The 13,302-nt window shown below is 58.4% G+C and carries 16 protein-coding genes; 7 read left to right on the forward strand and 9 right to left on the reverse strand.

The features are described from left to right. Positions 1 to 99: 99 nt before the first annotated feature. The 3 genes from ACZ9W6_RS11635 to ACZ9W6_RS11645 all read right to left on the reverse strand — a co-directional run bounded on the left by ACZ9W6_RS11635 (position 100) and on the right by ACZ9W6_RS11645 (position 3,240). Positions 100 to 1,095 (reverse strand): Fe(3+) ABC transporter substrate-binding protein, encoded by a 996-nt coding sequence (locus ACZ9W6_RS11635; RefSeq protein ID WP_465191321.1) that lies wholly within the window; start codon positions 1,093 to 1,095, stop codon positions 100 to 102. A 131-nt stretch (positions 1,096 to 1,226) separates the two neighbouring features. Continuing rightward, entirely contained in the window at positions 1,227 to 2,489 is a 1,263-nt protein-coding gene (locus ACZ9W6_RS11640) for a flagella assembly protein FlgT middle domain-containing protein (RefSeq protein WP_465191322.1), read from the reverse strand. Between the two features lie 19 nt (positions 2,490 to 2,508). Next, on the reverse strand, positions 2,509 to 3,240 hold the full coding sequence (locus ACZ9W6_RS11645; protein ID WP_465191324.1) for an LPP20 family lipoprotein: 732 nt from the start codon (positions 3,238 to 3,240) through the stop codon (positions 2,509 to 2,511). A 174-nt stretch (positions 3,241 to 3,414) separates the two neighbouring features. On the opposite strand from ACZ9W6_RS11645, the gene ACZ9W6_RS11650 reads away from it, so the two are divergent. The 4 genes from ACZ9W6_RS11650 to ACZ9W6_RS11665 all read left to right on the forward strand — a co-directional run bounded on the left by ACZ9W6_RS11650 (position 3,415) and on the right by ACZ9W6_RS11665 (position 7,128). Next, positions 3,415 to 3,978 carry a peptidylprolyl isomerase gene (locus tag ACZ9W6_RS11650; protein ID WP_465191451.1) on the forward strand — a complete coding sequence of 188 codons (564 nt, stop codon included), beginning with the start codon at positions 3,415 to 3,417 and terminating at the stop codon, positions 3,976 to 3,978. 30 nt (positions 3,979 to 4,008) lie between these two features. Beyond that, positions 4,009 to 4,512: a peptidylprolyl isomerase gene (locus tag ACZ9W6_RS11655; protein ID WP_465191326.1), complete on the forward strand. Its 504-nt coding sequence runs from the start codon at positions 4,009 to 4,011 to the stop codon at positions 4,510 to 4,512. 60 nt (positions 4,513 to 4,572) lie between these two features. Continuing rightward, complete coding sequence (locus ACZ9W6_RS11660) at positions 4,573 to 5,298, forward strand: UDP-2,3-diacylglucosamine diphosphatase (RefSeq protein WP_465191327.1); 726 nt, start codon at positions 4,573 to 4,575, stop codon at positions 5,296 to 5,298. Positions 5,299 to 5,433: 135 nt separating this feature from the next. After that, a complete protein-coding gene (locus ACZ9W6_RS11665) occupies positions 5,434 to 7,128 on the forward strand; it encodes an L-lactate permease (protein WP_465191329.1) in 1,695 nt (564 codons plus the stop codon). A gap of 81 nt (positions 7,129 to 7,209) precedes the next feature. On the opposite strand, the gene ACZ9W6_RS11670 is transcribed toward ACZ9W6_RS11665, so the two are convergent. From ACZ9W6_RS11670 to ACZ9W6_RS11680, 3 genes are read right to left on the reverse strand one after another with little or no spacing between them, the layout of a single operon-like run. After that, the gene (locus ACZ9W6_RS11670) at positions 7,210 to 7,671 is read right to left on the reverse strand and encodes a SixA phosphatase family protein (RefSeq protein ID WP_465191330.1); all 462 of its coding nucleotides are present in this window, start codon (positions 7,669 to 7,671) and stop codon (positions 7,210 to 7,212) included. Positions 7,672 to 7,697: 26 nt separating this feature from the next. Next, complete coding sequence (locus ACZ9W6_RS11675) at positions 7,698 to 8,405, reverse strand: LrgB family protein (RefSeq protein WP_465191333.1); 708 nt, start codon at positions 8,403 to 8,405, stop codon at positions 7,698 to 7,700. Then, the gene (locus ACZ9W6_RS11680) at positions 8,398 to 8,760 is read right to left on the reverse strand and encodes a CidA/LrgA family protein (protein ID WP_465191335.1); all 363 of its coding nucleotides are present in this window, start codon (positions 8,758 to 8,760) and stop codon (positions 8,398 to 8,400) included. The genes ACZ9W6_RS11675 and ACZ9W6_RS11680 overlap by 8 nt, the downstream gene beginning before the upstream one ends. Positions 8,761 to 8,833: 73 nt before the next feature. Between ACZ9W6_RS11680 and ACZ9W6_RS11685 the strand changes: the two genes are divergently transcribed. From ACZ9W6_RS11685 to ACZ9W6_RS11695, 3 genes are read left to right on the forward strand one after another with little or no spacing between them, the layout of a single operon-like run. After that, positions 8,834 to 9,379 (forward strand): chorismate--pyruvate lyase family protein, encoded by a 546-nt coding sequence (locus tag ACZ9W6_RS11685; RefSeq protein ID WP_465191337.1) that lies wholly within the window; start codon positions 8,834 to 8,836, stop codon positions 9,377 to 9,379. An 8-nt stretch (positions 9,380 to 9,387) separates the two neighbouring features. After that, on the forward strand, positions 9,388 to 10,248 hold the full coding sequence (gene ubiA / locus ACZ9W6_RS11690; protein ID WP_465191452.1) for a 4-hydroxybenzoate octaprenyltransferase: 861 nt from the start codon (positions 9,388 to 9,390) through the stop codon (positions 10,246 to 10,248). Positions 10,249 to 10,258: 10 nt separating this feature from the next. Beyond that, positions 10,259 to 10,576 carry a DUF2322 family protein gene (locus tag ACZ9W6_RS11695; RefSeq protein ID WP_465191338.1) on the forward strand — a complete coding sequence of 106 codons (318 nt, stop codon included), beginning with the start codon at positions 10,259 to 10,261 and terminating at the stop codon, positions 10,574 to 10,576. 70 nt (positions 10,577 to 10,646) lie between these two features. Here the strand turns inward: ACZ9W6_RS11695 and ACZ9W6_RS11700 are convergent, their stop codons facing one another. From ACZ9W6_RS11700 to upp, 3 genes are read right to left on the reverse strand one after another with little or no spacing between them, the layout of a single operon-like run. Then, positions 10,647 to 11,891, reverse strand: coding sequence for a uracil-xanthine permease family protein (locus tag ACZ9W6_RS11700; RefSeq protein WP_465191339.1), 1,245 nt, complete (start codon positions 11,889 to 11,891; stop codon positions 10,647 to 10,649). 41 nt (positions 11,892 to 11,932) lie between these two features. Then, the gene (locus ACZ9W6_RS11705; protein WP_465191340.1) at positions 11,933 to 12,571 is read right to left on the reverse strand and encodes a hypothetical protein; all 639 of its coding nucleotides are present in this window, start codon (positions 12,569 to 12,571) and stop codon (positions 11,933 to 11,935) included. A gap of 55 nt (positions 12,572 to 12,626) precedes the next feature. Next, positions 12,627 to 13,259: a uracil phosphoribosyltransferase gene (upp, locus tag ACZ9W6_RS11710; protein WP_465191341.1), complete on the reverse strand. Its 633-nt coding sequence runs from the start codon at positions 13,257 to 13,259 to the stop codon at positions 12,627 to 12,629. Positions 13,260 to 13,302: the final 43 nt, after the last annotated feature.

The raw sequence follows: 13,302 nt of genomic DNA on the forward strand, positions 1-13,302 counted from the left end.
ATTATCCGCATTTAGTGCCTTTGTCTCAATTGCCATTCTGCACCATGCAAACAGGGGTGCCGCAGCACCCCTGTTCCGGATCAGCCTTGCGGCCAACGTTTACTTGTAACCGACACGATCCATCAGCATCACTGCCTGAGCCTGGTTGCTACCGGCAACTTTCAGGTTGATCAGGTTCTGCTTGAAGGAACCCCACGAAGCAACCAGCGGATCAGCTTTCACTTTCGGGTTAACCGGGTACTCGAAGTTCACGTCGGCGAACAGGTTCTGTGCTTTTTCGGAAGACAGCCATTCCAGCAGCTTCACCGCACCTTTCACGTTCTTGGCATGCTTGACTACACCAGCACCGGAAATATTCACGTGAGTGCCCTTGCCTGCCTGGTTAGCCCAGAACGGAGCCACCGGGAAGCCCGGATTCTTGCTGACAATACGGCCGTAGTAGTAGGTATTGGTGACGCCGACATCGCACTGACCGGCAGCGATAGCCTCCAGTACTGCAGTGTCATTCGGGAAGGAAGGCGCTGCCAGGTTGGCAACCCAGCCCTTGACGATCTGTTCGGTCTTCACCGGACCCAGATCCGCAATCATGGTGGCAACCAGCGACTGGTTGTAGATGTTCTTGGCGGAGCGCAGGCACAGCTTGCCTTTCCACTTCGGATCAGCCAGATCTTCGTAGGACGACAGCTGCGACGGCTTGACGGTGTTCTTATTGTAGAAAATGGTACGAGCACGAACCGACAGGCCATACCAGTAGTTGTCCGGGTCACGCAGGTGAGCCGGCACATTGCTGCTCAGGGTCGCGGACTTGATTGGCTGGAACAGGCCGTTGTTTTCGGCAGTCCACAGATTGCCGGCATCCACGGTCAGCAGGATATCCGCCGGAGTATTGCTGCCCTCGGCCTTGATGCGCTCCATCAGCGGGCCTTCCTTGTCGGAAATCACGCGAATCTGCACGCCGGTTTCCTTGCTGTAGGCATCAAACAGCGGCTTGATCAACTGCTCGGCACGGGCGCTGTAAACAGTGACAACTTCCTGGGCAAAGGCGGAACCGGCAAAGGCTGCCAGCAAAGAGGCCAACAATACTTTCTTGCTCACAATGACTCTCCAGAGGGGAATACATCCGACGGATGAAATTTCAATGCGAATAGTCTAATCTAGACAGGAATTATTATCAATAGTCTTTTCAGTTGCAAGTTGCTGATAATAAAAACCATTTTGCATGATCATCATCGCACCGGAAAGCGCACCCAATCCCCCACCTCAACCTTGCCACGACTATTACGCATGACCGCAATAGCAAAGCGCGACTGCACCTGAATCAACTCCAGATCACCGATGATACGCTCCGGCACGCCCAATACCTCTCCATCGCCTCGACGAATCTCGGTAGAGGGCTGCTGCTTGTAGACAATCAAGCGATCAGTCTCGGCCAGACCATCCAGCGCGCCTGCCGACAAATAGACCCGATCCCCCTCAACCCGCACCACACGGCTGGCAAATGGCAGGCACGCGGCTTCTGCGGCCAACCTGCGGGCAATCTCGCTTAGCTGACCATCAATCAAGCGCCCGTAATCAGTCTGGAACAAATTGGCGACATCAAACAGCCTTGGTGTTTCCTGACTGACACTGCCGCGGGCCACACCATCGACCGTGCCACGACTCAAGACGCCACCACTCAGTCCATCATACAACCAGTACTCGACAGCGAAGCGACGCTCGACCGGCACCGTTCTGGCCGCAATCCCCAGAAAACCTGCCATCGGCCCGATATAGTAAGCGCCTTGCTCATTCGGCTCGGAATTGCCGAATATCTGCATACGCGGCTCCTTGCGGGTCACGCCGCTATCCAGCACACGACCTGCCAGAATCAGCTGCACGCCTTCGCGCCGGCCCAGCTCACGCGCCACCGTCACCGCCTGCCACGGGTCCATTACCTTGCCATCGGGAAACAGTGAAACGGTACTGGCATCCAGTCCGCGCACCTCTCGATGCTGCCCCATCTTTGCGGCCAACCTTGCCGGCAGCCAGGTCGCCAGATTGCCAAGATCCCCTGCATCCTGTGGCTTGGGTACCTCGAAATAAGTTACCAGCATGGCGCGCTGCAAGGCACGGCCACCAGACAAGGCCGGCTTGGGGCAGGCGTTGACCGGGCCGTCTTGCGGTGCCGCCGTATCCAGCTCGACCGTGACCATCAGCAGGCCATCCTGCACCCGCTCGGCGATGACCTTGGTGCGCCCTTTCAGCATCTCAGGCCCAGCCATCAAGGCCTCGGCCAGATCGCCATTCTGGCTGATGGATGCCGCCCGCAGCTGACCACCCTGGGTCATCGAAATCCAGCGCACGGCATCATCGATGGCCGCTTGCCTTGCCGCTACCCGCCCCATTTCCAGCGACGCAACCCCTTCACCGCGATAAATCGCCGCGCTGACCGTTGCCGACATGAAAAACGCCGCCACAAGGGCGGCGATACCACGCAGGAAAATTCTCATGAAATCCTTTGAGCCAATGCTAGTGCGACGGGGCACCATGCCCGCTCTCGCTGACACAACCATTACCGGTACAACCAAGCGCCATACCATTTTCATCACGCATCATGCCGGCTGCCATCGCCACATTGCCACTGCTGGTCAGCGCCGTGCGATAGGCCTTGAAGAAGGACTCGTCCAGAACCACCTCGGCAATGCTCTCGCTGCTGCCGTCAGGTTTGAACTCGGTAGACAGCACCCGTACACCACGCAGATAAGCGTCGACAAATACTCGGAAACTGTCATTGGTAGCGACCATATTGCCTACCGAGCTGTTACCCGACAAGCGAAAACCCTGCACCTGCTCGGCCACGGCCCGATAGGCATCGAGCTGCGAGGCGCGCATCGCCAGCAGACGACGCTGCACCGGCGTCAGGCTGCGGTTATTAGGTGGCGCACCGTAGCCAACCACCCTTACACGCAAGGCGTTGTACTTCTCTTCGGCCTTGTGGGGCTCTTCAGGCACTGGGCCGATATAACCGCCCCCCATCATCACGCCTGTATTCGACATCACCGGTTGACGCGAAATACCCAGTTGCTCGTGAGAGCCGCCCACCGCCGGTGCAGCAGCCACCACCATCCAGCCGCCATCATGGCCGGAAGCTGTCGCCGGAGCCACGCTGGTTACCGTATACGGCGTTGGCGCACTGGACGAGGCGCAAGCCGTCAGGGAGGCCAGCGCCAGCACTCCGGTCATTACCGTTGAAATCTTCATTTTCTTCTCCAGCTACCGTATGCCATTCATTTTATCGCTTCCTCGCCTTATCGGCCGGACTCATATCAACTTTAACTGAAAATACGCCCGCTCCCCGAAAGCAGTTCCGCATCAGCCTTTTTTTGCATGATAAACTCGGGACTTTCATTCAGCACACCATCCAACAAGATCATGATGAAAAAACTGCTCGCCAGCGCCATGCTGTTGCTGCCAATGCTTGCCAATGCCGGCCCCAGTGTCGAGCTGCAAACCAACAAGGGGCTGATCACTATCGAACTGGATGCACAAAAAGCACCCAAGTCGGTTGAAAACTTTGTCAGCTACGTCAAAAGCGGGCATTACAGCAATACCGTATTTCATCGCGTAATTGATGGCTTCATGATCCAGGGTGGCGGCTTTACCGTCCAGCAAGGCGGTCTGGTACAAAAACCGACCCGCGCCCCGATTGCCAACGAGGCCGACAACGGCCTGAAAAACGTGATCGGCAGCATTGCCATGGCACGTACCAATGATCCGAATTCGGCGACCTCACAGTTTTTCATCAATCTGGTGAACAACGACTTCCTCGACTTCCGCAGCAAGACGACCGCCGGCTGGGGCTATGCCGTTTTCGGCAAGGTGACCGCCGGCATGGATGTGGTCAACCGCATCGGCAAATCACGCACAGGCTTTATTGCCGGCATGCAGGACGTGCCGCTGGAGCCAATCGTGATTACCAAGGCCACTTACAAACCCTGATACCGACTCAACCCCTGACAGGATACGAATATGATCAAGCTCAGCACCAATTTTGGCGACATCACCCTGGAACTGTTTGCCGACAAGGCGCCGAAGACCGTTGCCAACTTTGAACAGTACGTTCTGGATGGCCACTACGATGGCACCATCTTCCACCGTGTAATCAACGGCTTCATGATCCAGGGCGGCGGCTTCACCGCTGACATGGATCAGAAAGAAACCCGCGACACTATCGTCAACGAAGCCAACAACGGCCTGTCCAACAAGACCTACACCATCGCCATGGCGCGCACCCCGGATCCGCACTCCGCCAGCGCCCAGTTCTTCATCAATGTGTCCGACAACGACTTCCTCGACTTCCGCTCCGAGACCATGCAGGGCTGGGGTTATGCCGTATTCGGCCAGGTTGTTGCCGGCCAGGACGTGGTTGACCGCATCAAGGCCGTGAAGACCGGCCGCGCAGGTGGCCATCAGGATGTGCCGGTCGAGCCGGTCATCATCGAAAAAGCCGCGGTTGTCGGCGCTGCCGAATAATCAGCAGCAAGCGTTTCATGGCTGTGCCCTTGGCACAGCCATTTTCATTCTGGCGAACACATGGCTATCCATTTCATTTCCGACCTGCACCTGAACGAAGATCAACCCTGGCTGGGCGAGTTGTTTGCCCACTGCCTGCACGACTGGGTTGGCCGCATCGACGCGCTGTACATCCTCGGCGATCTGTTCGAGTACTGGGTTGGCGATGATGACGACAATAGCTTTCATCAGCAGATGTTGCAGCTGATGCAGGACTTCAGCCGGCAGACGCCGCTGTATGTCATGCATGGCAATCGCGACTTCCTGCTGGGCAAGGGCTTCGAACAGCTTAGCGGCGCGCGCCTGCTGCCGGCGCAGCATCAACTAAGCGCTTATGGCCACGACTACCTGCTGCTGCACGGTGACGAGTTGTGCACCGATGACCTGCCTTACCAGCAATTTCGCCAGATGGTGCGCCAGAACGCATGGCAACAAGCCTTTCTGGCCAAGCCGCTGGCTGAACGTCACGCCATCGCCCGGCAGATTCGCCAGCAAAGCGAAGCGCGCAAACAGGCTGACGGCCCGAGCGAAATCAGCGATGTCAGCCCCGAAGCCGTGCTGCAAACGTTGGCCGCATACCCCGATTGCACTCTGATCCACGGTCACACCCACCGTCCGGCCTGCCACGACTACCAGCTGACCGGCCAGATGCGCCAGCGCTGGGTGATTCGCGACTGGCATGATGGCCAGGGAGGTTATCTGCGCCTTGACGCGCAGGGTCTGAGCGCCCATCTGCTGGGCCTGTAAATACGGCACAAAGCAAGCCGGCAAGGGTTTTCCCGCAAGGGCAAGCCCCAAATGACGTAGCTGCCCGCAAAAAATAGAATTCCGCCCTTCCTGGCAAGACCGGGAATATAAACACTACACAACGGAGTTCTATTAATGTCTATGGGATTGCAAGCCTTGCTGGCTTTCATGCCAATTCTGCTGGCGGCCATCTTGCTGGTCGGGCTGAACTGGCCGGCCAAGCGCGCCATGCCGGCAGTGTTCATCGCTACCGCACTCATCGCCCTGTTTGCCTGGGAAATGAGCTTTAACCGCATTCTGGCCTCTACCGTACAAGGCTTTCTGATTACCGCCTCGGTATTGTGGATCATCTTCGGCGCGATCCTGCTGCTGAACACCCTCAAACACTCCGGCGGCATCAGTGCCATTCGCGAAGGCTTTGCCAATATCACGCCTGACCGCCGCATTCAGGCGCTGATCATCGGCTGGCTGTTTGGCTGCTTCATCGAAGGCGCTTCCGGCTTTGGCACCCCCGCCGCCATCGCCGCACCACTGCTGGTAGCCATGGGCTTCCCTGCCATGGCCGCCGTCCTGCTCGGCATGATGGTGCAATCTACCCCCGTTTCTTTCGGCGCGGTCGGCACCCCGATTCTGGTTGGTCTGAACACCGGTATGGACAGCAACGCCATCGGCGCACAGTTGGCCGCAAACGGCAGCAGCTGGACCGCCTACCTGGCGCAGATTACCTCCAGTGTTGCCATCATCCACGCCCTGGTTGGCGTGCTGATGCCGCTGTTCATGGTGGCGATGATGACCCGCTTCTTCGGTCGCAACCGCTCGTGGAAAGAAGGCCTCGAAACCGCACCTTTCGCACTGTTGACCGGCGTCGCCTTTACCGTACCTTATGCCCTGACCGGCATCTTCCTTGGCCCGGAATTCCCGTCCATCATCGGCAGCCTGGTTGGCTTGCCCATCGTGATTCTGGCGGCGAAAAAACGCTTCCTCACGCCCAAACAGCACTGGGACTTTGCCCCGGCCAATGAGTGGCCAAGCGAGTGGCTGGGCAGCGTCGAAATCAAACTGGACAATATGGCCGGCAAGGCCAGCCTGCCAATCTGGAAGGCCTGGCTGCCTTACCTGCTGGTTGCCGGCCTGCTGATCCTCAGCCGCACCAATGACAGCGTGAAGAGCGCATTCAAGTCTGTGGTTTACAACAGTGGCGACTTGTTCGGCGAAAAAGGCATCACCGCTGCCATCGACCCGCTGTATCTGCCTGGCGGCATTCTGGTGATGGTGGTGATGGCCACCTATTTCCTGCATCGCATGCAATGGAAAGAAATGCAGAAAGCCATCGGCGAATCCGGCAAGGTGCTGCTGGGTGCCGGCTTTGTACTGATGTTCACTGTGCCGATGGTGCGCATCATGATCAACTCCGGCGTCAACCTGGCTGGCCTGGAAAGCATGCCGATTGCGATGGCACGCTTTGTAGCCGACAGCTTTGGTGGTGTTTATGCCTTCATGGCTCCGACTGTAGGTGCGATGGGTGCTTTCATCGCCGGCTCGAATACCGTCAGCAATATGATGCTGGCACAGTACCAGTTCAGCGTGGCCGAAACCCTGGGCATCACCACTTCGCTGGTTGTTGCCTCCCAGGCCATCGGCGCGGCTGCCGGTAATATGGTGGCAATTCACAATGTCGTGGCCGCCTCGGCCACCGTTGGCCTGCTGGGCAAGGAAGGCACAACCCTGCGCCGCACCGCCCTGCCGACGCTGTACTACCTGGTGATGACCGGCTTGCTGAGCACCATCGGCATCTACGTACTGGGCATTACTGATGCGCTGAGCAAATAAGATTTGCTGTCAGGCTGCATGCCGATAAAAAAGCCACCCCAAGCGGGTGGCTTTTTTGTTGCTGTCAGCAATCGAAACAGCTTATTCGATGCCCAGCATGCTCGGGGTTACCATGGCCTTCAGACGGATCTGCTCAAGGCCATGGCGTTCACGATGGCTAAGCCACCAGATCGCCCCCTTCTTGACACTCCACAGCAAGGGTTGCTCGCTCATCAGGCTGGCCGCAATGCGCCCGATATAAGGCTGATGCCCGACCAATACAATCGTCTTGCCTTGCGCCGGCCAATCCAGCGCTTTCAGCACCTGCTCGACCGAGGCATCCGGATTGAACGCCGGCATGATTTCGTAGCTCTTGGCCAGAAAAGCCGCCGTCTGCTGCGCGCGCTTCGCTTCCGACACCCAGAAAGAGTAATCATCCGGCAGCCGCTTGCTCAGCCACGAAGCCATGGCACTGGCCTGCTTCTGGCCGCGCCTCGTCAGCGCGCGGTCCAGATCATCAGAGCCCTCTTCAGCCTCGGCGTGACGCCATAAAATCAGATCCATTTTTTGTCTTCCTCGTTATTTTCTTTTTAAAGCAGCCAGCCCACTACCAGCGGTGCCAGCAAAGCCGTAAACAGCCCGGTAAAACCCATCGCCAGCCCGGCAAACGCCCCGGCACTTTCCGAAATCTGGAATACCCTTGCCGTACCGATACCGTGCGCGGCAATGCCGGTTGCCACGCCCAGCACCATCTCGTTGCGAATACGCAAGAGATCAAACAAGGGCTTGACCGCGACCGCGCCGATAATGCCGGTCACAATCACAAAGGCCGCGGCCAAGGCCGGAATGCCACCAATCTGCTCGGCCACACCCATCGCAATCGGCGTGGTCGCCGAACGCGGCGCCAGGCTCAGCAGCAAGGCCCGATCAAAGCCTGCCAGCTGTGCGCATAAAACGGCCAGCGCCACACCAGCCAGTGACCCGAAAAGTATCGTCAGCAAGACCGGCAGACCATGGCTGCGCAATCGCGCCAGATTGTTGTAAAGCGGAATCGCCAGCGCCACCGTTACCGGCCCCAGCAAGAATTGCAGATAACTGGCGCCACGAAAATACTGCTCGAAATTCATGTCCAGCAACAAGAGCACACTGATCAGCATGCAACTGGCCAAAAGCACGGTATTGGCCAATGGATGACCGTGATACCGCCGGCAAATCTTCAATGCCAGCTGATAGCACAACAGCGTCAGCAAAATACCGGTCAAAGGGCTGCCACGCAGCCATAGCAAGGCCTCAGTCATGATGCTTCACCTTGCCCGGTCGCAGATACAGATAACAGCACATGAAGCCGGCACTTGCCAGCAAGGTGCCCAGCGTGGCCACCAGCAACACCACGACCATTTTCCACGAGTATTGTGACAATTGCGGCCAGTAGGCCATCACCCCCACGCCCGCCGGAATAAACAACAGCGACATATGCGTCATCAGATTCGGTACGTGCTCGCGCATCGGTGCTGGCACCCCCTTGCGGACACACAGCCAGAAAAACAGCAGCACCATGCCGATGACGGCGCCCGGCACCGGCAAACCCGCCAGTCTCGCCAGGACTTCACCCAGAAACTGGAAGCCCAGCAAATACAGAAAAGTTTCTATCATCTGATCAACAACACTTGTACAAGCAATAAAAGATATACAAAGCAGGCGGCAAGGCCATGCCGGATTTGGCATAATGCGCGGCATGAAGGATTTTACCGACTGGGGACTTTGCCCCCCGCCCTTGCCTGATAAATTGCTGCGCTGCATTAGCACCAATGGCTCGCTGACCGAATACCTGCAGGCGACAGGTCGCCGCTTCGAAGTTTCGGTCTTGTCCCAAGGCACAAGCCCTGCCCTGCCTGATGAGCAAACCGTCTTGCAGGTTACCGCAAAGCAGGCGCTTTATGCCAGACACGTCTGCCTGTCGCTGGACGGCGAGCCGGTCGTACTGGCCCGCAGCGCCTGCCTGCAGGACTGTCCGCAGTGGCAAAGCGTGCTCGACCGTGGCAACCGCTCGCTGGGTCTGTCGCTGTTTGGCGGCCTCGAGCAGCTGCAACGTGACGCACTGCAATATGCACAGCTTTCATCGTCAGCCCCGCTATACCAGCAACTGATTGCCACAGCCTGCGCGACGCCTTCTGTGCAGGCGCTGCCTGCACGCCGATGCACTTTCTGGCTGGCATCGCGACCACTGCTGGTATGTGAAACCTTTCTGCCCAATCTGGAGTCGCTGCTGTGAGCCGTGCCATGCTATCCCCCGCCAAGCTGCAAGCCTATGGCCAGCTGATGCGCGTAGACAAACCGATCGGCACCCTGCTCTTGCTGTGGCCAACCTTGTGGGCGCTGTGGATTGCCAGCAAGGGTCAGCCAAGCTGGCACATCCTGTTCATCTTTGTGGCCGGCACTTTCATGATGCGTAGCGCCGGTTGCGTGATCAACGACTACGCCGACCGCAACTTCGATGGCCTGGTCGAGCGCACCAGCCAGCGGCCATTTGCGCGTGGTGCGGTCACCGGCAAGGAAGCGCTGCTGCTGGCTGCCATCCTGGCGCTGCTCAGCCTGCTGATCGCCCTGCCGCTGAATGCGCTGGCCCTGCAGCTGAGCATCCCGGCAGTACTGTTGGCCGCAAGCTATCCGTTCACCAAGCGATTTTTCCCGCTGCCGCAGGCTTATCTGGGGCTGGCGTTTTCCTTTGGCATTCCGATGGCTTTTGCCGCCGAAACCGGCAGCGTACCCGCCATTGCCATCTGGCTGATGGCCGCCAATGCGCTGTGGACGGTGGCCTACGACACCGCCTATGCCATGGCCGACAAACCCGACGATCTCAAGATCGGCATCAAAACCTCTGCCATCACCTTTGGCGACCACGACATCAGCGCCATCATGCTGTGCCATGCGGCGTTCTTGCTGATCATGGGTTTTATCGGGCAACAGCTGGCATTTGGCCTACCCTATTATCTGAGCCTGCTGGTCTCGCTGCTGCTGATCCTGCAGCAATACCGCGAAATTCGCGGTCGTGATCGCAAGCTGTGCTTCAAGGCTTTTTTGGACAATAACCGCGTCGGGCTGGTGATCTTTGCCGGCCTGTTTGTGCAATATCTGCTGTAACGGAAACACTATGCAATTCAAGGAAATCCTGGCCACGCTGCCAACTTGCGAAGATATCAGCGAACTGCTGTTGACCAACGAAGCCGGCGAAGAATGCGGCCGTCTCGCCAACCAGCCGGGCACTGCCGGCTCGGTGCGCGTCTATCACGCCCTGCTGCAAAAACACGGCAGCCTGAACGCTGCCGCCGCAAGCGAAGGCCTGGCGATTTACGCCGAGCACACTGCCGATGCGCGCGAGTTTCCGGGTAAACACCCGAATATCGACCGCCTGCTGGCCATTGCCGAACAAGGCGCGCCAGCGCTGCAGATAAAGCCGCTCAAGGCCTGAAACCGCGCCTGAGGCGCATGAAAAAAGCCGCCAACGTCTGGCGGCCTTTTCTTTGCCTTGCGGCCAACCTTTACACGTCCTGCCCTTCGACAATGCCGTCATGACTGGCTGACTGCTTCGGCAAGATCAGGTTCAGGATAATCGCCAGCACCGAGCACAGGCCGACCCCCACCAGGCTGAAGCTGCCGAAAGCCAGCTCCAGACCACCGATACCGGCAGTCAGCACCACCGAGATGATCACCAGATTGCGCGGCTCCATCAGGTCTACCTTGGCTTCGATCAGCGTTTTCAGGCCGATAGACGCAATGGTGCCGAACAGCAGCACCATGATGCCGCCCATTACCGGCATCGGGATGGACTGCAGCAGCGCATTGAATTTGCCGAAGAAGGCCATGCAGATCGCAAAAACCGCCGCCCAGGTCATCACTACCGGGTTGAAGTTGCGGGTAATCATCACCGCACCGGTCACCTCGGCATAGGTGGTCACTGGCGGGCCGCCAATCAGGCCGGCCACGCACACGCCGAGGCCATCACCCGCCAGCGTGCGATGCAGACCCGGTGTCTTGGTGTAGTCCTTGCCGGTCACACCACCAATGGCCATCACGCCGCCGATATGTTCAATCGCCGGGGCAATGGCTACCGGCAGCATGAACAGCGCCGCCGCCCAGTTGACTTCCGGGCTATGGAAGGTCGGCACCACAAACCATGGCGCGTTGATCACCTTGGCAAAATCAAGCACGCCAAGGAAGGCCGCCAGCAGATAGCCGGCCACCACACCCGCCAGAATCGGCACCAGCTTGAACATGCCGCGCGCAAAAACCGATACCACGATGGTGGTTGCCAGCGACACGGCGGCCAACAGCAGCGATGTCTCGTACGGCATTACCTGATTGCCGCCGGCACGACCCATGGCCATATTCGAGGCCGCCGATGCCACCGACAGACCGATGATCATGATCACCGGCCCGATCACCACCGGTGGCAGCAGACGGTTGACCAGCGCCATGCCGCGCCATTTGACGATGGCGGCAAACACGAAATACATGAAGCCGGCGCAAAACAGGCCAAACATGGTGGCACCCTGGCCCCAGGTCTGGATCGAGTAAATGATGGGGCCGATAAAGGCAAAGGATGAGCCGAGGAAGATCGGCACCTTGAAGCCGGTCAGCGCCTGGAACAGCAAGGTGCCGATACCGGCACCCAGCAAGGCCATGGCCGGATTGAGACCGGTAAGCAAAGGCACCAGCACCAGTGCACCGAAGGCGACAAACAGGATTTGCGCCCCGGATACCGCCGTTTTGATTTGTTGGAACATTCGTTCTCCTTATTGTCGTGACACGCGAAAAATCCCGGCCATCAAACCGTGCAATACATGATGGCCTGGGTAATGATGTTGTTTTGCCCTGCTGCCAGGTGGCTGTGCGCCTTGAAGGCCGCCACCATGTCCTGCACCCGCCGGTAAGTCTCGTAATTGGGCTGGGCCTGATACGCGATATCGACCTCCAGCCTTGCGGCCAACTTGCGTACGGTAGTTGGCTTGATGCAGACATGACGCTGTGAATCGCTATACGCCAGAAAACAGGTCAGCAGCGGCCATTTGGCGGCATTGGCATTGCCGTCATGCCGGCACAGCTGCAAGGTTTCGACAAAGGCGGTGAAGCTGGCCGCATCAAAGCGATGCAGCACATCATGCAAGGCCAGAACGAAAGGAATGTGCACATCGCTGTAAGACAGGTAGTTGCGAAAGGCGATGCGCTCGAAAGTGCTGACCGTGGTGCACTTGGCCACCATCTGGCGGCACGTCTCGATTACTGCCGCAATATTGCCGCTGGCAATGGCCGCCTGCATCACCTCGGCCTGCAAGCCCTCTTGCGCCAGCGTAATCACCTTGGCGACACTGCGATGCTTCCTGCCCAAGGCCAGCCACGCCTCATCATCCAGCCCTTGCGGGAAGCGCAACAGAAAGTCCTGCTCGATTTGCTGCCAGACGTTCATGGCTATTCCTTGTGCGCAGATGGCAAAACGCCGCTGACAGGCAGCGGCGCGGGGATCAGGCGTGTTTGGTACCGAAAATCTTGTCACCGGCGTCCCCCAGACCCGGGATGATGTAACCGTGTTCGTTCAGATGGCTGTCCAGCGAAGCCGCGACAATCTGCACATCCGGATGCGCATCATTGACCGCTTTCACGCCCTCCGGTGCCGCCACCATGACTACCGCCTTGATCTGCTTGCAACCATTGCGCTTGAGCAGGTCGATAGTGGCAATCAGCGAGCCGCCGGTAGCCAGCATCGGGTCGATGATCATGGCGATGCGCTCGTCGAGGTTGCCGACAAACTTCTCGAAATAGGACACCGGCTCCAGCGTCTCTTCATTACGTGCAAGGCCGACCACGCTGATCTTGGCCGATGGCACCAGATCAAGCACGCCATCCAGCATGCCGATGCCGGCGCGCAGGATAGGCACCACCGTCACCTTCTTGCCCTTGATCTGCTGCACTTCCATCGGGCCACACCAGCCCTCGATGGTTACCGTCTCCAGTTCGAAGTCACGGGTCGCCTCATAAGCCAGCAGACGCGCCAGCTCTTGCGTCAGCTGGCGGAATTTCATGGTGCTGATATCGCCCTCGCGCAGCAAGCCCAGTTTGTGCTGCACCAGCGGATGATTGACTACGGTAATGTTCATGATTTGGCTTCCCGGCTTGGCAAAAAGCGGCTGATGCCGTGGC

The organism is Vogesella lacus (assembly GCF_979366295.1).